We start from the raw sequence: 18093 nt of genomic DNA on the forward strand, positions 1-18093 counted from the left end.
ACTGGCCCGCCGCCCTCCTTCAGTCTTGTCTTCTCAGCCGAGGCTCAGAAGGTCCAGTCGAAGCCGATGCGAACATAGCGCGGCGACTGATAGCTGGTCGCCTGACCGTAGTAGGGGTTGTTGTCGTCCGTGTTGTTGGGATCGTACCCGCTCTGATCACCGAACTCATTGAGATCAGTGACGGCGTCAGCGTCGAACAGATTGAAGATGTCAGCCCGCAAGACCAGATCGCCCGGAATGCTGACCGGCACCGTGTAACGCAGCGAGACGTCAAAGGTCGTCTGCCAGTCCGAGGTCATTTGAGAACCGCGCGGCGTAGCCTCACTGTCGCAGTAGTAGGACGCGGCCCCATAGTCATAGGCGAAGTTGTTCTCGTCAGGATAGTAGCCGATACAGCCGTAGTGACGCGGCGAGGCCACGGTCAGATTACCGCCGACCGACAGGTCACGCAGGGCCTGATAGGAGCCGAACAGCTTGAACACATGTGCCCGGTGGTTTGGCAGCAGACCATAGGAACCGTCGGTCAGCCCCGGTTGGTCGAAGTCCTGGGTGATGCCGGCGTCGGACTGGCCGTTGTCCGACTTCACATAACCCTCGGTATTGCCCTCGCTCTTGGACAGAACATAGGAGCCGCGCAGCCCCCAAACCCCGTCGAAGGCGCGCTCAAACGTCAGTTCCAACGCCTGATAGATCCGCTTGGCCTCCGGATAGCCCAGTTCCTCGGCCGAGAAGGTTACGGTCCGAACATCGGTCTCACCCGGCAAGGCGTCCGACAGAGTGATGGTCGCCGACGAGCCCGGGTTGACGACCACATACTGGTGGAAGCCCGACCAGATGCTGCCGCAGCCCGAGATGCCCTGCTCTTCGCAATAGTTCAGGACGGCCGCATCGACCGCGACGTCTTCGGCGCTCCGAGCCAGGTTGCGATAGGTGTAGTTGGCCCCGACGGTCCAGAGATCGCCGATCTTGCGTTCATAGCCGAACTGGAACTCGTCCTCGGCGGTCGATTCCAGATTCTTGGCCACCAGCGACTCGGTCGAGGGTATTGAACCGTCCGCCGACACGCCGCAGCCTAAGACGCCGGCCGTACCGATCCCGCCCGAAGGACATGAAACCGCGCCCGAGTAGTTGACGATCTGTGTGCCGAGGTTCGGCAGGCCGTTCTCATCATAGGGCGTGGACTGATCGACTGTGAAATACTCGCTGAAGTACAGTTCCGCCGAAGACATGCGGAAGGCCGTATTTGACGCGACAGGCAGATAATAACGCCCATAGGAGCCGAAGAAGCGGCTACGTCCGTCGTTAAGCGGGTCGAAGGTGAAGCCCAGACGCGGCCCGATCTCGTTATCGAACGACACGATCGTATCGCCCGTCCCGCTATTCAGATCGAACTTGTCGAGCCGGACGCCGAGATTCAGCGTCAGTTGGTCGTTCACGTCCCACGAGTCCTGTAGATAATAGGCTTCGTTCTGGTTTTCAAACTTGCCGCTAGCGTTGTAAGCGGTGACCCGAACATAGGTATCTCCGGCTGCGATACTGCCGTTCTTAACATAAGCCGAAGCGGCCGTAGCCGTATAGTACCTGTAGTATTGATCCCCGTTCGTTGCTGTCGTACGCTCCAGCGTCAGGTTTTCGTGATCGACGCCTGCCCGAACATGGTGCTTGCCGAAGAAATCGAAATAGAGATCCGCATCAAACCTCCAGAACTCACGCTCAGTATTGCGAATTGATGTATATGTCGAGCTCGTTTGATCAGACACAAGACCAATGTAATCGGATTCTGTTGTCGATGGATCATCGCGATAATCATACGCATACGAATCCGTCGTAGAGCCGGTTTTCGATGGCTGACTTTCCTGATTCTTACCATAGGCCGCGGAAATCGTCAGCCAGTCGGTTAAGGTGCCTGTATAGCGCGCAACGTAACTCTCACCGCCGGTCTTGGAGTAAGATGTGTCTGTCTGACCGCCGACCACGCCGGTTGCGCTATCCCACGCATAGATATCGGAATTGGTCTCCCGCGTCGTGTCAAACCAAGTGAATTCCAGATGGTGGTCATCCGTGACATAGCCATCGATCTTGACCCCGTAGAAGGGATCATCCGATTTACTGATCGTCTTATTGTTGCTGGTGATGCTGTAAGACGTGCTCTCGGTGTCGCGGAACTCGGTCAGACCATAGAAGAACAGCCGATCCTTGATGATCGGGCCGCCCAACTCAACCGTCGTGGAGCTTGAATCGGCCTCGTACAGCGAATTGGCGGCGGAATAGGTGTCGGGCGACTGGGACCGTAGGCTGTCGGGCGCATAGTTGCCGTGCAGAGCCATGTAGAAGTCGTTCGAACCCGACTTGGTCACGGCGTTGACGATGCCGCCTGTGGCGCGACCGTACTCGGCCGCATAGCCGCCGGTCTTGACCTCAACCGACCGATAGAAGTCGAACGGCACGGTGGAGCCGCCGATATAGGTGTCGAAGTTGGTGATGTTCAGGCCGTTGACGTAATAGGCGTTCTCGGCCACCGACGAACCGCCGATGGACGGCACATCGCCGAAGGTGCTGTCGCCCGGCACCGTCCCCGGCGCCAGCAGGATTATCGAGGCGATGCTGCGACCGACCGGCGTGGTCTTGACCAGGTCCTGCACGTCGACCGTCAAGCCTGTGGTGGTTTCGTTGAAGTCCAGGTTCCGGCGCGCCGCCGTCACCACGATCTCACCCACAGTGTCGGCGGCGCCTTCGGTCAGACTGAAATTATATGAGGAGGTGCCGCCAAGGGCGATCTGAACCGACTGGGCCACCGGGGCGTAGCCGGGCGCCGTGATGGTGACCGTATAGCGGCCGATCGGCAGCAGAGCAGCGCGGAAGTCACCCTCAGCGCCCGTCGTCGCCGAGCGACTGAAGCCCTGTTCCGTGGACTGGATCTCAACCGTGGCGCCGGCGACCGGAGCCCCGCCCTCGCCGACGACCGAACCCGTCAGTGTGCCGGAGGAGATGTCCTGGGCCATGGCCGGCGTCGGCGCGACCAGAACCGGCGCCACAATCCCGGCGGCGACGGTCAGGCTGCTGATAATCGTGCCTGACAGCAGAGTCCGTCGTATACTGCGAATGTTCAACTCAATATCCCTCCAGTTGAGTAAATGGGTCAGCCTGACCCATATGCCGCGGCTGCGGAGGCAGCATGGAGGATCTTGTGGCGATAATTTACGCCCCACCAACCCACAAACATCTCTATAATTAAATTTCCAACATGCATGTCACCCAATTGCCGCAATCTTTTTATCTAAGTTGCAATAATCAATACTTGCTATTGCCAAATAGTAATATTTTACATTGCAATACTGCATTTAGATACATTTTTGACATCTTTGAGGACGCCGGCCGACGACCCGCCGTCTTTCCGCGCCGCACCGGCCATCATTACAGCTCTGTAAGGTGCACGGCGGGCGGACGCTGGTACGGTCGCTTCCGCCCCGGCGTTCCGGGCCTGGGAGACCCCTGATGAAAATTCGCCTGACCGTCACCGTCGCCGCTTCGGCCCTGCTGCTGGGCCTCGCCGCGCCCGCCTTCGCCGCCCTGGCCCCCGCACCCGTCGCCGCCCAGGCGCCTCAGGGCGTGGAGGTGCCGCCGCTGGGCTTCGCCCGGCGTGTGCTGCCCAACGGGCTTGAGGTCTATACGGCCCGCGACGCCGACACCTCGAACGTGACGGTCCAGGTCTGGTACAAGGTCGGGTCCAAGGACGATCCGGCCGGCCGCTCGGGCTTCGCCCACCTGTTCGAACACCTGATGTTCAAGGCGACCAAGAACCTGCCGCCCGAGACCTTCGACCGTCTGACCGAGGACGTGGGCGGGTCGAACAACGCCTTCACCGCCGACGACACCACCGCCTATTTCGAGACCGTCCCCGCCAACCACCTGCAGCGGATGCTGTTCGCGGAGGCCGAGCGGATGGGTTCGCTGGTCGTGGACGCGCCGACCTTCGTCGCCGAGCGCGACGTGGTGAAGGAAGAATACCGCCAGCGGATCCTCGCCAACCCCTACGGCCGCCTGTTCGGCCTGTTCGTGCCCGAGACCCTGTATCAGGAGAGCCCCTATCGCCGCGCCGGCATCGGCTCGATCGAAGAACTTGAGGCCTCGTCCCTCGACGATGTGCTGCGTTTCCACGCCACCTACTACCGGCCCGACAACGCCTATCTGATCGTGGCGGGCAATTTCGACCAGGCCCAACTGGACCGCTGGATCGACCAGTATTTCACACCGCTGAAGAACCCGACGACGCCGCTCCCGGCCAATAATGTCGTCGAGCCCGAGCCCGCCGGTCCGCGCGAAGCCACCTATTATGCGCCGAACGTCCCCCTGCCCGCCGTCGTGGTCGGCTGGCCGACGGTCAAATACGCCGACGCCGACCGCGCCGCCCTGACTGTGCTGGACGGCATACTGTCGACCGGCGAGAGCAGCCGCCTGTATCGTTCGCTGGTCTATGATCAGCAGATCGCCGCCCAGATCGGCTCGACGCCCGACTTCGCTCAGCAGGCCGGCAATCTGACCGCCCTGGCCATCATGGCCCAGGGGCATACGGCCGAAGAAGGCATCGCCGCCCTGAACGCCGAGGTCGCCAAGCTGCGCGACGCCCCCGTCACCGCCGCCGAACTGACCGAGGCCAAGAACGAGATCGTCGCGAACACCCTGCGCAATCGTGAGACGGTCGACGACCGCGCCGTGGCGCTCGGCTTCGCTCTGATCAACACCGGCGACGCCGCCGCCGCCGACCGCGAGATCGCCCAGATCCAGGCCGTCACCGTCGCCGACGTCCAGCGCGTGGCCCGCAGATATCTGACGCCCCAGCGCCAGTCGACGATCCGCTACCTGGCCGCCGGCGAGCAGAACCCGCCCTCGGTGCAGAAGATGAACGTGGATGCGCCGGTCAAGGTCGCCGACCTGGCGCAGGCCGGAACTCCCGCCGTCCTGCTGCCCGAGGCCGAGCGCGCGCCTCTGCCCCAGCCCGGCGCGGAAGTGGCCCCGGCCACCCCCGCCGTCGCCGATTTCCGGCTGGACAATGGCCTGCGCGTCCTGGTCGCCCCGACCGACGGCCTGCCGCTGGTCTCGGCCCGTCTCAGCTTCGACGCCGGTTCGTCCGACGATCCCTCCGGCAAGGCCGGGATCGCGTCGATGACCGCCGCCCTGCTGACCCAGGGCACCAAGACCAAGTCGGCGCCCGAGATCGCGACCGAGATCGAACAGTTGGGCGCCTCCATCGGCGCCGGCGCCGGGGTGGACTTCACCAATGTCTACGCCAACGCCCCGGCCAACGCCTTCCCGGCCACGGTCGCCCTGATGGCCGATCTGGTGAAGAACCCGGTCTTCGCCGCCGAAGAGCTGGAGCGTCAGCAGGCCCAGGCCCTGGACGGCCTGCGCGTCGCCCTCAGCCAACCGGGCTCCATCGCCAGCATGACCGTGGGCCGCGTCGTCTATGGCGACGCCCCCTATGGCGCCACCCTGACGCAGCAGACCGTGCCGGCCATCACCCCGGCCGACGTCGCCGCCTTCCACGCCGCCCGCTATCGCCCGTCGGACGCCACCCTGGTCTTCTCCGGCGACATCGCCCCCGCCGCCGCCCGCGCCCTGGCGCAACAGGCGTTCGGCGACTGGCGCCCGGCCGGAACTGCGCCCGCCGCCACCGCCAATCCCGCCGGCCAGGCCCTGGCTCCGCGCATCGTCGTGGTGAACCAGCCCGGCGCCGGCCAGGCCGCCGTCGTCGCCGCCATCCGCGGCGTCTCGCGCACCGACGCCGACTATTTCCCGCTGACGGTGGGCAACACCCTGCTGGGCGGCGGCTTCTCGTCGCGGCTGAACCAGGAAATTCGCATCAAGCGCGGCCTGTCCTACGGCGCCGGATCCTCGCTGGGCGTCCGCGCCGACGCCGGGCTCTTCACCGCCTCGACCCAGACCAAGAACGAGACCGCCGACGAGGTCGCCGATCTGATCCTGGCCGAGATCGCCAAGATGGGAACCGAGACCCCGACCCAGGACGACCTGGCCCCGCGCCGCGCCACCCTGATCGGCGGCTTCGGCCGTTCGCTGGAGACGGTCGACGGCCTGGGCGCCCTGGTCGCCAACCTGGCCCTCTACGACCTGCCGATGAGCGATCTGGCCGACTACGCCGGCCGCGTCCGCGCCGTCACCCCGGACCAGGTTCAAGCCGCCTTCGCCGAACACCTGCCGGTCAACCGCGCCAGCTTGGTGATCGTCGGCGACGGCGCGCTGTTCCTCGACGCCCTGCGCGCCAAACACCCGAACCTCGAGGTGATCGAGGCCGGCGATCTGAACCTGAACAGCGGCTCGCTGAAGTAGGGGCTGGCCCGCTCTTCCCGGCGTCGTAACCTGCGGCCTTGTCTGAAGCCCCCTCCGCCGCACGGGCGGGGTGGGGCGTGCGAGTCGGATGCGCTGACCATCCGGTGAGGCACGATGCCGCCCCGCCCCTTCCATACCCCTCCGGACAGAACAGCGGCTGGCGGCAGGTCAGTTTGGATGGAGGATGCCGTCAGTCTCGATCAGCTTGAGGGCCTGGGCGAGGGTCTTGCTGCGATGTAGGCAGCGCCAGGCTCCAGTGTGGCGATGCCACTGGATGTTGAAGCGGTCAGTGGCGACCCAGTCCAGGCGGACGAACGGTGCATCGAACTCTTCGCCAGGATTGTCCGTGAAGCCTGATCGGTACCGCTGGATGAAGCGGTAGCGCCCCCCGTGCCATCTACCCAGAATGTCGACCGGGCAGTTGAACTCTGTCGGACGCACGACCGGCAGGAATCGGGGCTTCAACACCTCGGCGATGAACCGCTCACAGGTGGCGGTGATGTATCCCTTTTTCCGCCTCTGGGAGCCCGGTGCTCATTGAACGGCGCCGCCGGCCAGCCAGGCTTGGGGATCGACATCGTTCCACTTGGCGGTGGCGATAGGGATACGGCTCAACGAGCCGCGAACAGGCCCGTGAACGACGACACCCCCGTCGCTTTCGCGCCGGGGGTGTCGTTAATCTTGGGTGCGGGAGTAGGATTTGAACCTACGACCTTCAGGTTATGAGCCTGACGAGCTACCGGGCTGCTCCATCCCGCGGCAAACGGTAGTTTCGTGAGGAAGAACGTTTCGAGAAGACCGCATTTGCGGTGATTAGATTTCATCATCGGCTGTCCGCCTTGTAGACCCGGCGGCGACCTACTCTCCCGCGCCTTGAGACGAAGTACCATTGGCTCTGGAGGGCTTAACGACCGAGTTCGGAATGGGATCGGGTGTGGAACCTCCGACATAGCCACCAGGTCAACAAGGCGGACAGCGGATGATGAGAAGACATTGTCTGAGATTGCTTCGGTCAAGGAGCAATCATCGAATGAGTTTTGCTGAGAAACGATCAAACCGATCGGATTATTAGTACCAGTAAGCTTCATGGGTCGCCCCACTTCCACACCTGGCCTATCAACGTGGTAGTCTTCCACGATCCTCAGCGAAGCCTTGTTTTGAGGTTAGTTTCCCGCTTAGATGCTTTCAGCGGTTATCTATTCCATACTTAGCTACCCTGCTGCACAGCTGGCGCCATGACAGGTACACCAGAGGTATGTCCATCCCGGTCCTCTCGTACTAGGGACAGATCCTCTCAAGCTTCGAACACCCACGGCAGATAGGGACCAAACTGTCTCACGACGTTCTGAACCCAGCTCACGTACCACTTTAAATGGCGAACAGCCATACCCTTGGGACCTGCTCCAGCCCCAGGATGTGATGAGCCGACATCGAGGTGCCAAACTTTGCCGTCGATATGGACTCTTGGGCAAAATCAGCCTGTTATCCCTAGAGTACCTTTTATCCGTTGAGCGATGGCCCTTCCACTCGGGACCACCGGATCACTATGGCCGACTTTCGTCTCTGCTCGACTTGTCAGTCTCGCAGTCAGGCGAGCTTATGCCATTGCACTCGACGAGCGATTTCCGACCGCTCTGAGCTCACCATCGCGCGCCTCCGTTACACTTTAGGAGGCGACCGCCCCAGTCAAACTACCCACCACGCCATGTCCCGGGACCGGATAACGGCCCTCGGTTAGACGTCAACGACAGTAAGGGTGGTATTTCAAGGACGACTCCACCAGAGCTGGCGCCCCGGTTTCATAGTCTCCCACCTATCCTACACATACGGTCGCTAACGCCAAGGCGAAGCTATAGTAAAGGTTCATAGGGTCTTTCCGTCTGACCGCGGGAACCCCGCATCTTCACGGGGAATTCAATTTCACTGAGCCTATGCTGGAGACAGTGGGGAAGTCGTTACGCCATTCGTGCAGGTCGGAACTTACCCGACAAGGAATTTCGCTACCTTAGGACCGTTATAGTTACGGCCGCCGTTTACCTGGGCTTCAGTTCGTCGCTTTCACAACTCCCTTTAACCTTCAGGCACCGGGCAGGCGTCAGACCCTATACGTCGCATTGCTGCTTCGCAGAGCCCTGTGTTTTTGCTAAACAGTCGCTACCCCCTGGCTTGTGCCACTCAGTCCTGGTTGCCCAGGGTGAGTCACGCTTATTCCGAAGTTACGCGTGCAATTTGCCGAGTTCCTTCAGCATAGTTCTCTCAAACGCCTTGGTATGCTCTACCTGACCACCTGTGTCGGTTTCGGGTACGGTCTCTGCTGGAGTTATTTCCTGGGACAACGCCCCCGCACACACAATCCAATAAGTGGGTACGAGTTAAGCCATCCGTCACTTCCAGCTGGTGCAGGAATATTTACCTGCTTCCCATCGACTACGCTTTTCAGCCTCGCCTTAGGGGCCGACTAACCCTGCGCAGATTAGCTTTACGCAGGAACCCTTGGTCTTTCGGCGGGAGTGTCTCTCACACTCCTATCGTTACTCATGTCAGCATTCTCACTTCCGATACCTCCAGCCAGGCTCACGCCTGACCTTCACCGGCCTACGGAACGCTCCGCTACCGCTTGCAGTAAACTGCAAACCCATATCTTCGGCGCACGGCTTGAGCCCCGTTACATTTTCCGCGCAGGATCGCTTGATCAGTGAGCTGTTACGCTTTCTTTAAAGGATGGCTGCTTCTAAGCCAACCTCCTGATTGTCAAAGCAATCCCACATCGTTTCCCACTTAGCCGTGACTTGGGGGCCTTAGATGATGGTTAGGGTTGTTTCCCTTTTCACGACGGACGTTAGCACCCGCCGTGTGTCTGCCCGATAGTTCTCTTGGGTATTCGGAGTTTGGTTAGTATTGGTACCGCTCGCGCAGCCCGCAACCATCCAGTGCTCTACCCCCCAAGGAATTCGTCGGACGCTCTACCTAAATAGATTTCGCGGAGAACCAGCTATGTCCAGGTTTGATTGGCCTTTCACCCCTATCCACAAGTCATCCCAGAATTTTTCAACATTCACGGGTTCGGTCCTCCAGTTGGTGTTACCCAACCTTCAACCTGCTCATGGATAGATCACCTGGTTTCGGGTCGTCATACGTCGAACTTAGCGCCCTATTCAGACTCGCTTTCGCTGCGCCTACACCTAACGGCTTAAGCTTGCTCGACACATGAAGTCGCTGACCCATTATACAAAAGGTACGCCGTCACCCCGCTTGGGGGCTCCGACTGCTTGTAGGCTTCCGATTTCAGGATCTGTTTCACTCCCCTTGTCGGGGTGCTTTTCACCTTTCCCTCACGGTACTTGTTCACTATCGGTCGTAGAGGAGTACTTAGGCTTGGAGGGTGGTCCCCCCATGTTCAGACAGGATTTCACGTGTCCCGCCCTACTCGAGTCTCTTGCTGTTTGATGACTACGGGGCTTTCACCCACTATGGCCGACCTTTCCAGATCGTTCGTCTTTATTTCACAAGAGCACTGGCCTGGTCCCGGTTCGCTCGCCACTACTACGGGAGTCTCGGTTGATGTCCTTTCCTCCGGGTACTGAGATGTTTCAGTTCCCCGGGTTCGCTTAATGAAGCCTATGTATTCAGCTCATTATACCTTTAAACAATCCGCCAATCGCTGTTTCCGAAGAAACAGAGTTGGAAGACTGTAAAGGTGGGTTTCCCCATTCGGAAATAACCGGATCAAAGGGTGCTAGCGCCTCCCCGGTTCTTATCGCAGCTTGCCACGTCCTTCATCGCCTCTCTACGCCAAGGCATCCGTCAGAAGCCCTTCAACGTTTGATCGTTTCTCAGCAAAACTCATGCTTGGTTTATTCCGCCCGACTGGAAAGTTGCCGGGGGACCAAGCCTGATATTTGTCAGACAATGTCTTCTTCTCGAACAAGACCTACAAGCTCAGGGGAGCCGGTCACGTTCTTCCTTCACGATTTCAATGCACGCCCGCCTTACGGCCAACGGCAAACTCGAATGCGATCACAAGGTCCTGGTGGAGCCAGACGGAGTCGAACCGACGACATCCTGCTTGCAAAGCAGGCGCTCTACCAACTGAGCTATGGCCCCGTTCCAACCAGGAACAGTGCGAAGCCCAGGAGAGCTGTCGGCGATGCCGTCTTGAGGCTGAGAACCCCCAGCGAACCAGAAGTCCTGGTAGGCCCGGGCAGACTCGAACTGCCGACCTTACGCTTATCAGGCGTACGCTCTAACCACCTGAGCTACGGGCCTATGGCAGCGACAGCCGGGCCAAACTTTCAAGAAAGATTGGGAACCCAGGCTCGCGATCGCGTCACCAATACATCAACCCGAATGGTCGATGCGTCGATGACGAAAGTGGAAAGAGAAACGGAGACGGCGGCATTCCGCAGTTTATTGGAGCCTCAATAGACAGCCTCGTGAGAGACGGCCTGGAGAAGCATCCTTAGAAAGGAGGTGATCCAGCCGCAGGTTCCCCTACGGCTACCTTGTTACGACTTCACCCCAGTCGCTGACCCTACCGTGGTCGCCTGCCCCCTTGCGGTCAGCGCAGCGCCTTCGGGTAGAACCAACTCCCATGGTGTGACGGGCGGTGTGTACAAGGCCCGGGAACGTATTCACCGCGGCATGCTGATCCGCGATTACTAGCGATTCCAACTTCATGCCCTCGAGTTGCAGAGGACAATCCGAACTGAGACGACTTTTAAGGATTAACCCTCTGTAGTCGCCATTGTAGCACGTGTGTAGCCCACCCTGTAAGGGCCATGAGGACTTGACGTCATCCCCACCTTCCTCCGGCTTAGCACCGGCAGTCCCATTAGAGTTCCCAACTAAATGATGGCAACTAATGGCGAGGGTTGCGCTCGTTGCGGGACTTAACCCAACATCTCACGACACGAGCTGACGACAGCCATGCAGCACCTGTGTCCTAGTCCCCGAAGGGAAAGCCAGATCTCTCTGGCGGTCCAGGCATGTCAAAAGGTGGTAAGGTTCTGCGCGTTGCTTCGAATTAAACCACATGCTCCACCGCTTGTGCGGGCCCCCGTCAATTCCTTTGAGTTTTAATCTTGCGACCGTACTCCCCAGGCGGATTGCTTAATGCGTTAGCTGCGTCACCGAAATGCATGCATCCCGACAACTAGCAATCATCGTTTACGGCGTGGACTACCAGGGTATCTAATCCTGTTTGCTCCCCACGCTTTCGAGCCTCAGCGTCAGTAATGAGCCAGTATGTCGCCTTCGCCACTGGTGTTCTTCCGAATATCTACGAATTTCACCTCTACACTCGGAGTTCCACATACCTCTCTCATACTCAAGACACCCAGTATCAAAGGCAATTCCGAGGTTGAGCCCCGGGATTTCACCCCTGACTTAAATGTCCGCCTACGCTCCCTTTACGCCCAGTAATTCCGAGCAACGCTAGCCCCCTTCGTATTACCGCGGCTGCTGGCACGAAGTTAGCCGGGGCTTCTTCTCCGGGTACCGTCATTATCGTCCCCGGTGAAAGAATTTTACAATCCTAAGACCTTCATCATTCACGCGGCATGGCTGCGTCAGGCTTTCGCCCATTGCGCAAGATTCCCCACTGCTGCCTCCCGTAGGAGTTTGGGCCGTGTCTCAGTCCCAATGTGGCTGATCATCCTCTCAGACCAGCTACTGATCGTCGCCTTGGTGAGCCTTTACCTCACCAACTAGCTAATCAGACGCGGGCCGCTCTAATGGCGATAAATCTTTCCCCCGAAGGGCACATTCGGTATTAGCACAAGTTTCCCTGAGTTATTCCGAACCAAAAGGCACGTTCCCACGTGTTACTCACCCGTCCGCCACTAACTCCGAAGAGTTCGTTCGACTTGCATGTGTTAGGCCTGCCGCCAGCGTTCGCTCTGAGCCAGGATCAAACTCTCAGGTTGAGTTGACTTCTGACCTAAGCTTAAGAACATCCCGAAGGACGTCTTGGCATTAGTTCTACGTATTTTATTGACGAGTTCCCATTCATCGATCCGAAGACCGACGCATGGTATCTTTTCAAAAAGACCGCAGATAGTCAGTGTCGTATAATGACCAGATGGTCATCGCTAGAACACCGCCGCCTGCGTTTCTCTTTCCATATCAACAATGTCAAAGACCTAGAACCGCCTCAGCGGCCCGACTTGTTTAGCGCCTCGTCGTCGGCGGAGGCGGCGATTTAGAGAACCGCGAACCTCGTGTCAACCGCTCTTTTCAGAGATTTCGCAGAACCAAGACCGAAGCCTCAAAACCACAAAAAATCACCGGAGGAAAACGCAGAGGCTTTCCCCTTAACCGTTCGGCGATTCGATCGGAGCGCGGAACCTATTGAAACCAACCCAGGAAAGCAAGAAGTTTCTCAACTCTTTCTTCCCCTCAAAACCCTCGAAACCGAAGCTCCGAAGCCCTCAGGGCCGGCCCGTTTCCGAGCGAGGCGGTCCTATACGGGCCACCCTTTTCCGCCGCAACCAGATTCTGAACCTTTGTGAAAGATTCTCGAAAACCGCCGATGGACGACCGCGCTTCCCAAGCCGGCCCTCCCCCATCAAAGCGTCGCCCACCAGGAACGACGACCCGGCCCGGACGTTTGCCGCCTATGACAAAACATATCCTCGCGGCCCTGATGGGCGTCGGCGCCGTCTTCGCTCTGTCCGCATGCGTCAGCCTGCAGTCCGGCCCCGTGGGCAATACAGCCGTTCCCGAACCGGCCAAAGCCGTGGACCTGACCCGATATGCGGGGCGCTGGTATGAGATCGCGCGCTATGAGGCCGGCTTCCAGCGCGGATGCGAAGCCAGCACGGCGACTTACGGCCTCCGTCCGGACGGGTTGATCAGCGTCCTCAACACCTGCCGTCAGGATGAGGTGGACGGCGCGCTTCGCTCGATAGAGGGCAAGGCCAAGGTTATCGACAGCGGCGTGAACGCCAAGCTGAAGGTCTCCTTCTTCGGCCCCTTCTATTTTGGGAACTACTGGGTGCTGGATCATGCCGAGGACTACTCCTGGTCCATCGTCGGCGAGCCTTCAGGCCGTTACCTCTGGCTGCTCTCGCGAACGCCCGCCCCGTCGAGCCAGGTCCGCGACACGATCCTGAGCCGGGCGCGCGACCTCGGCTATGATCTCTCTCTGTTGAGAATGACGAAACAGCCGGAGGCCTGACGCCTCGCTGTACGACCGCCAGACGTGAAGAAGGCGCGCCACAACGGAAGCCTTCGCGCGCGCGATGCGGCGACCTTCGACGCTTGGAACGTCTTGGGAGCGACTTTGAATGTCTTGGGAAGAAATGGTGGACGCGACAGGGATTGAACCTGTGACCCCCTCGATGTCAACGAGGTGCTCTCCCGCTGAGCTACGCATCCGCCGTAGGGCTCCGAAAAATCACTCCGGAGCGGGAAGAGCGGTCGTATAGCGGCACGCCCGGACGGCATCAAGCCGATTTCACGGCGAGAATGCGATTTTTGGCCGAACGCCGTTAAGCCCGCCGTTCAGCCGCCTTGAAACCCCGCGTCAGGCCGCGACCATCCGCTCGACCTCATTGACCAGGTCGCGCAGGTGCACAGGCTTGGACAGGACCTTGGCCTGGGGCGAGGCCTGGGCGGCGGTCAGGGCGACGGCGGCGAAGCCGGTGATGAACATGATGCGCAGGCCGGGTTGGCGGGCGGCGGCGACGCGCGCCACCTCGATCCCGTCGGCGCCGGGCATGACGATGTCGGTCAGCAGCAGGTCGTAAGGGCCGTGCTCCAGGGCGTCGATGGCGTCGTCGCCGTTCTCACAGTCGATCACCTGATGCCCGGCCCGCTCCAGCGCCCGGGTCAGGAAACCGCGAAGCGAACTGTCGTCTTCGGCCAAAAGTATGCGCGCCATTCGAGAAGTGCCCGTTCTAATCAGACGCCCAGCCTAGGCCGCCAAGCGTAAACCGGCGATGAAATTCCACGCGCGGCCGCCTTCCTTCCACAACGAAACGCGCTATGCGGTGCGTATGAGTATGGACGGGGCCAGTTTCGCGATCACTCTGCCGCCCGAGACGGCGCCGCAGACGGCCCTGGTCTTCGCCTCCCCCCATTCAGGCCAGACCTATCCCGACGATATGGGCGCCGTCGCCGGCCTGTCCCGTTCCAGCCTCAGGAGCGCCGAGGACGCCCTAGTCGGAGCGCTGGTGCGGGCAGGGCCAGACCATGGCGCGCCTCTGATCGAGGCGCGGATCGGCCGGGCCTATCTGGATCTGAACCGCGACCCCGCCGAGTTGGATCCCGGCCTGATCGACGACGTCGAGGGACCTGTCGGGGCCAAGACCCGGGCCGGATATGGTCTGATCCCGCGCCTGACCGGCGACGGCCTGGCCCTTTACGACCGACGACTGTCGCGAGCGGAGGCCGACGCGCGCATCCGTGCGGCCCACGCCCCCTATCACGCCGCCCTGGCGGATCTGATGGCCCGGACCCACGCCCGCTGCGGCCGGGCGGTTCTGATCGACTGGCATTCCATGCCCGCGCGGGCGGTGGGGGCGGAGGTGGTGCTGGGCGACCGGCATGGGTCGTCTTGCAGCACGCGACTGACGCGGCGGCTGCGCGATCTGTTCGAGGCAATGGGCTGGCGGGTGGCGCTGAACCATCCCTATGCGGGGGGCTGGTCCACCCAGGTCTGGGGCCGACCCGACGAGGGCTATGAGGCGATCCAGATCGAACTGAGCCGCAGCCTGTATCTGGATGAGGCGCGCCAGACGCCCAACGCCGCCCATGGCGCGACGACAAAGGCGTTGAACCGCGTCATCACTGCGCTTTGCGCCGAGGATTGGGCGGACGGCGCCCCCACCTGACTGATCGGCGACAAGTCAAAAAAAAGCCGCGCCCGGAGGCGCGGCATATAAAGTCTATAGGGAGGAAACGCCCAGGAAGGGCAAGACGCCCGAAGGCGTCGAAGGTCAATCTAGGTTGCGATGCACAATCGGTCAAGCGCAGACAGCGGTTTTCAGGTCACGGGTTGTTACGCAATTGCGGCGCCTTTCGCCGCAATTCGCCGCATTGGCGAGGTCTCCAATCATTCACGCCTACCGCAAACGCAAAATGACCGTCATTCACCCAGCAGGCGACGCGCGTTGCGGATGGCGCGGGCGGCGGGCGAGGCCTCCTGGCGATAGATCAGCAGGCCGAAGGACGAGGCCACGCCCAGGGCCAGCCACAGAGGCCCGAACAGCCAGGCCGCCGCCGCCAGGGCGAAATAATAGCCGCGCACGCCTTGGCTGAACGCGCTCAGCGCCGGGTTCAGCAACTCAGCCGCCGCATCGCCGAAGGCCTCGCGGTCGGTCTTGTGGTGCAGTTCGGGGGCCGCACCGATCAGGGCGAGGGTGTAGTTCATCTGACGCAGGGCCCAGATGAAATCCAGAAACCCGCGCGCCAGACAGATCAACACCAGAGCCAGTTTGGCCTCCAGGATCTGGATGGGCACATTTTCCGCCCCGACGGCGGCGAAGCCTTCCAGCTTGCTTTCGCCGCCGAACAATATCCCCCCCACCGCTGCGATCAGCAGCAGATTGGTCGAGGCGAAGAAGGAGGCGGAATTGATCGAATGCCCCATCAGCTGACTGTCGACCAGTTTCAGCTCGCGATGGGTCATGGCCGACATCCACATGCGGCGGACATGAGCCATGTCGTCGTTCAGCGAACCACCGTAGCGGCCGACGAATTTCAGGATCGGCGCATAGCCGAGCCAGCAGATAAAGAAGAGCGCCAGCGCGGCCCAATCAACCCAGGTCATGACGCGAAATGACCCCAGTCGGGGGCGTCGCGCAAGAGCTTCGGCTCACGTCGCGCTTGCCCCGACGGCCCGCGCGGCCTATCACCCATCGCCCAATATTCGCAGTCGCAGCAAAAGACCCGCCATGAACCTCGACGCCATTCCGGTCGGCCCGAACGCCCCCTGGGACATCAACGTCATCATCGAGATCCCCCAAGGGGGCCTGCCGGTGAAGTATGAGATGGACAAGGCCTCGGGCGCCCTGTTCGTCGACCGCTTCCTGCACACCGCCATGTACTATCCCGGCAACTACGGCTTCATCCCGCACACCCTGTCGGACGACGGCGATCCCTGCGACGTCATCGTGCTGAACCCGACGCCAGTCGTGCCGGGCTGCGTCATCCGCTCGCGCCCCATCGGCGTGCTGAAGATGGTGGACGAGGCCGGCGGCGACGAGAAGATCCTGGCCGTGCCGGTCGACAAGCTGAACCCCTATTACACCGAGATCGCCAGCTATCGTCAGCTGCCGGCCATCCTGATCGAGCAGATCGAGCACTTCTTCACCCGCTACAAGGATCTGGAGAAGGGCAAGTCGGTCACGGTCAAGGGCTGGGGCGACGCCGGCGAGGCCGCCGAACTGATCCAGATCGGCATGAAGGCCCACCAGGACAAGCTGGCCGCCCAAAAGGCCGACAAGAAGGCCTGACCCAAGGCGACATCGCCGAACCATCAAGGCGTCCTCCGATCCGGGGGACGCCTTTTTGCTACCCCTCGACGCGGCGCCCGCCGGCGTCGATCACCACCTCGCCGTCTTCCTTGACGAAGGGCTTCAGCCCCGCCTCGGGCAGCAGGTCCAGCACCGCCTCGGACGGCCGGCACAGCTTCACGCCCCGGGGCGACACGACGATGGGCCGGTTCATCAGGATCGGATGGGCCTCGATCGCATCCAGCAACTGATCGTCCGACAGGCCGGGCTCGCCCAGGCCCAGCTCGGCATAGGGCGCGCCCTTTTCGCGCAGGATGTCGCGCACCGATCCGCCCATCCGCTCGACCAACTGCGCCACCAGGGCCCGGCTGGGCGGGGTCTTCAGATATTCGACCACATGGGGCTCGATCCCGACATGGCGGATCAGGGCCAGGGTGTTGCGCGACGTCCCGCAGGCGGGATTATGATAGATGACGACGTCCATGGGGGCCTCGCTTGCAAATCAGGGGGCCGCACGCCCGACGCCGGCCCGAACCCGTGCTTCTAGATCATCTTCATGATCTTCGCCGTCACCATTCTCCTAATCACGGCCCTGGCCATCGACGCCCCGTCTGCGACAGGCCCAGTACGGGCGGCCCGGTGCGGGAGACCCAGTGCGGGTGGCCATGATCTACGCCAATGTCATCGCCAGCGACCTGGCCCCCAAGATGACCCCCATCGGCTCGCTGGCCACCCTGTTATGGCTGCACGTCCTGGCCCGAAAGGGCGTCCGCATCGGTTGGGTCTATTATATCAAGATCGGCCTGATCCTGACCCTCCCCGTCCTCGCCGTCACCCTGACCGCCCTGGCTTTGCGGCTGACCGTCTAAGCCACAACACCAGCCGCCGCCGCCCAACCACCCGCCCGTCTCCTCCCCCTCTGGGGGAGGTGGCGCGGCGCTCCTTCAGCGCCGTGACGGAGGGGGTGCGTCCGCGAGACCGGCGCCTGTGCTCGAGCAGGCCGCACGCAGTCCCGTGGTGACCATGCCCAGCTTCGCCCGATTGTCCGCCCGTGACTCCAAGGCGAAGTTCAGAAGGTCTGCTTTATGCCGGTGGCCGTCACATTCGTAATGAGCTTGGGATCGATGAGCCCCCACAATGGATTTCGGTCAACGGCATCTTGCGGCAGATGCACATGGTCAAGATCGATGCACACCAGACCAAGCGTCTCGTCGAACTTATCGTGGCGGGTCTGCACTTTCACCACTACGGCGAGAACACGCTCGAGACCGGGATTAGCCACTGGTGGACC

10 protein-coding genes, 4 tRNA genes, 3 rRNA genes and 1 pseudogene are annotated in these 18093 nt (G+C 61.2%); 5 read left to right on the forward strand and 13 right to left on the reverse strand.

The window, feature by feature from the left end; genetic code table 11:
- Positions 1–44: 44 nt before the first annotated feature.
- Positions 45–3110: a TonB-dependent receptor gene (locus OU998_RS16215; protein WP_267514688.1), complete on the reverse strand. Its 3066-nt coding sequence runs from the start codon at positions 3108–3110 to the stop codon at positions 45–47.
- Positions 3111–3495: 385 nt separating this feature from the next.
- Here OU998_RS16215 and OU998_RS16220 point away from each other — a divergent pair, with 385 nt between their 5' ends.
- The gene (locus OU998_RS16220) at positions 3496–6345 is read left to right on the forward strand and encodes a M16 family metallopeptidase (RefSeq protein ID WP_267514689.1); all 2850 of its coding nucleotides are present in this window, start codon (positions 3496–3498) and stop codon (positions 6343–6345) included.
- A 168-nt stretch (positions 6346–6513) separates the two neighbouring features.
- Here OU998_RS16220 and OU998_RS16225 read toward each other — a convergent pair whose 3' ends face one another.
- The 7 genes from OU998_RS16225 to OU998_RS16255 all read right to left on the reverse strand — a co-directional run bounded on the left by OU998_RS16225 (position 6514) and on the right by OU998_RS16255 (position 12269).
- The gene (locus OU998_RS16225) at positions 6514–6810 is read right to left on the reverse strand and encodes a hypothetical protein (RefSeq protein WP_267514690.1); all 297 of its coding nucleotides are present in this window, start codon (positions 6808–6810) and stop codon (positions 6514–6516) included.
- A gap of 217 nt (positions 6811–7027) precedes the next feature.
- Positions 7028–7104 (reverse strand) — tRNA-Met (locus OU998_RS16230).
- Positions 7105–7190: 86 nt separating this feature from the next.
- Positions 7191–7305, reverse strand: a 5S ribosomal RNA gene (rrf, locus tag OU998_RS16235).
- Positions 7306–7392: 87 nt separating this feature from the next.
- A 23S ribosomal RNA gene (locus OU998_RS16240) occupies positions 7393–10173 on the reverse strand.
- Between the two features lie 200 nt (positions 10174–10373).
- Positions 10374–10449, reverse strand: a tRNA-Ala gene (locus tag OU998_RS16245).
- An 85-nt stretch (positions 10450–10534) separates the two neighbouring features.
- Positions 10535–10611, reverse strand: a tRNA-Ile gene (locus tag OU998_RS16250).
- 197 nt (positions 10612–10808) lie between these two features.
- A 16S ribosomal RNA gene (locus OU998_RS16255) occupies positions 10809–12269 on the reverse strand.
- Together the 16S, 23S and 5S rRNA genes with 3 tRNA genes alongside form the textbook arrangement of a ribosomal RNA operon.
- A 692-nt stretch (positions 12270–12961) precedes the next feature.
- Between OU998_RS16255 and OU998_RS16260 the strand changes: the two genes are divergently transcribed.
- On the forward strand, positions 12962–13522 hold the full coding sequence (locus OU998_RS16260; RefSeq protein WP_267514691.1) for a lipocalin family protein: 561 nt from the start codon (positions 12962–12964) through the stop codon (positions 13520–13522).
- Positions 13523–13647: 125 nt separating this feature from the next.
- On the opposite strand, the gene OU998_RS16265 is transcribed toward OU998_RS16260, so the two are convergent.
- Both OU998_RS16265 and cpdR read right to left on the reverse strand, forming a co-directional pair.
- Positions 13648–13722 (reverse strand) — tRNA-Val (locus OU998_RS16265).
- 148 nt (positions 13723–13870) lie between these two features.
- Complete coding sequence (cpdR, locus tag OU998_RS16270) at positions 13871–14227, reverse strand: cell cycle two-component system response regulator CpdR (protein WP_054764657.1); 357 nt, start codon at positions 14225–14227, stop codon at positions 13871–13873.
- 58 nt (positions 14228–14285) lie between these two features.
- On the opposite strand from cpdR, the gene OU998_RS16275 reads away from it, so the two are divergent.
- Entirely contained in the window at positions 14286–15179 is an 894-nt protein-coding gene (locus tag OU998_RS16275) for an N-formylglutamate amidohydrolase (protein ID WP_267514692.1), read from the forward strand.
- Positions 15180–15433: 254 nt separating this feature from the next.
- Here OU998_RS16275 and OU998_RS16280 read toward each other — a convergent pair whose 3' ends face one another.
- Entirely contained in the window at positions 15434–16117 is a 684-nt protein-coding gene (locus tag OU998_RS16280) for a DUF599 domain-containing protein (RefSeq protein WP_267514693.1), read from the reverse strand.
- A 124-nt stretch (positions 16118–16241) separates the two neighbouring features.
- On the opposite strand from OU998_RS16280, the gene ppa reads away from it, so the two are divergent.
- On the forward strand, positions 16242–16802 hold the full coding sequence (gene ppa, locus OU998_RS16285; protein ID WP_267514694.1) for an inorganic diphosphatase: 561 nt from the start codon (positions 16242–16244) through the stop codon (positions 16800–16802).
- 58 nt (positions 16803–16860) lie between these two features.
- Here the strand turns inward: ppa and arsC are convergent, their stop codons facing one another.
- Entirely contained in the window at positions 16861–17286 is a 426-nt protein-coding gene (gene arsC / locus OU998_RS16290) for an arsenate reductase (glutaredoxin) (protein WP_267514695.1), read from the reverse strand.
- Positions 17287–17455: 169 nt separating this feature from the next.
- On the opposite strand from arsC, the pseudogene OU998_RS16295 reads away from it, so the two are divergent.
- A pseudogene (locus OU998_RS16295) lies at positions 17456–17671 on the forward strand (ArsB/NhaD family transporter); the annotation flags it as partial.
- 200 nt (positions 17672–17871) lie between these two features.
- On the opposite strand, the gene OU998_RS16300 reads toward OU998_RS16295, so the two are convergent.
- Positions 17872–18084 (reverse strand): hypothetical protein, encoded by a 213-nt coding sequence (locus OU998_RS16300; RefSeq protein ID WP_267514696.1) that lies wholly within the window; start codon positions 18082–18084, stop codon positions 17872–17874.
- Positions 18085–18093: the final 9 nt, after the last annotated feature.

Source organism: Brevundimonas sp. SL130, from assembly GCF_026625805.1.
Lineage (GTDB): Bacteria > Pseudomonadota > Alphaproteobacteria > Caulobacterales > Caulobacteraceae > Brevundimonas.

Excerpts from the sequence above, each read along its gene's own strand:
- OU998_RS16220 (WP_267514689.1), top strand. The coding sequence starts at position 3,496 with ATGAAAATTCGCCTGACCGTCACCGTCGCCGCTTCGGCCCTGCTGCTG.
- arsC (WP_267514695.1), bottom strand. The coding sequence starts at position 17,286 with ATGGACGTCGTCATCTATCATAATCCCGCCTGCGGGACGTCGCGCAAC.
- OU998_RS16280 (WP_267514693.1), bottom strand. The coding sequence starts at position 16,117 with ATGACCTGGGTTGATTGGGCCGCGCTGGCGCTCTTCTTTATCTGCTGG.
- OU998_RS16275 (WP_267514692.1), top strand. The coding sequence starts at position 14,286 with ATGAAATTCCACGCGCGGCCGCCTTCCTTCCACAACGAAACGCGCTAT.
- cpdR (WP_054764657.1), bottom strand. The coding sequence starts at position 14,227 with ATGGCGCGCATACTTTTGGCCGAAGACGACAGTTCGCTTCGCGGTTTC.
- OU998_RS16260 (WP_267514691.1), top strand. The coding sequence starts at position 12,962 with ATGACAAAACATATCCTCGCGGCCCTGATGGGCGTCGGCGCCGTCTTC.
- ppa (WP_267514694.1), top strand. The coding sequence starts at position 16,242 with ATGAACCTCGACGCCATTCCGGTCGGCCCGAACGCCCCCTGGGACATC.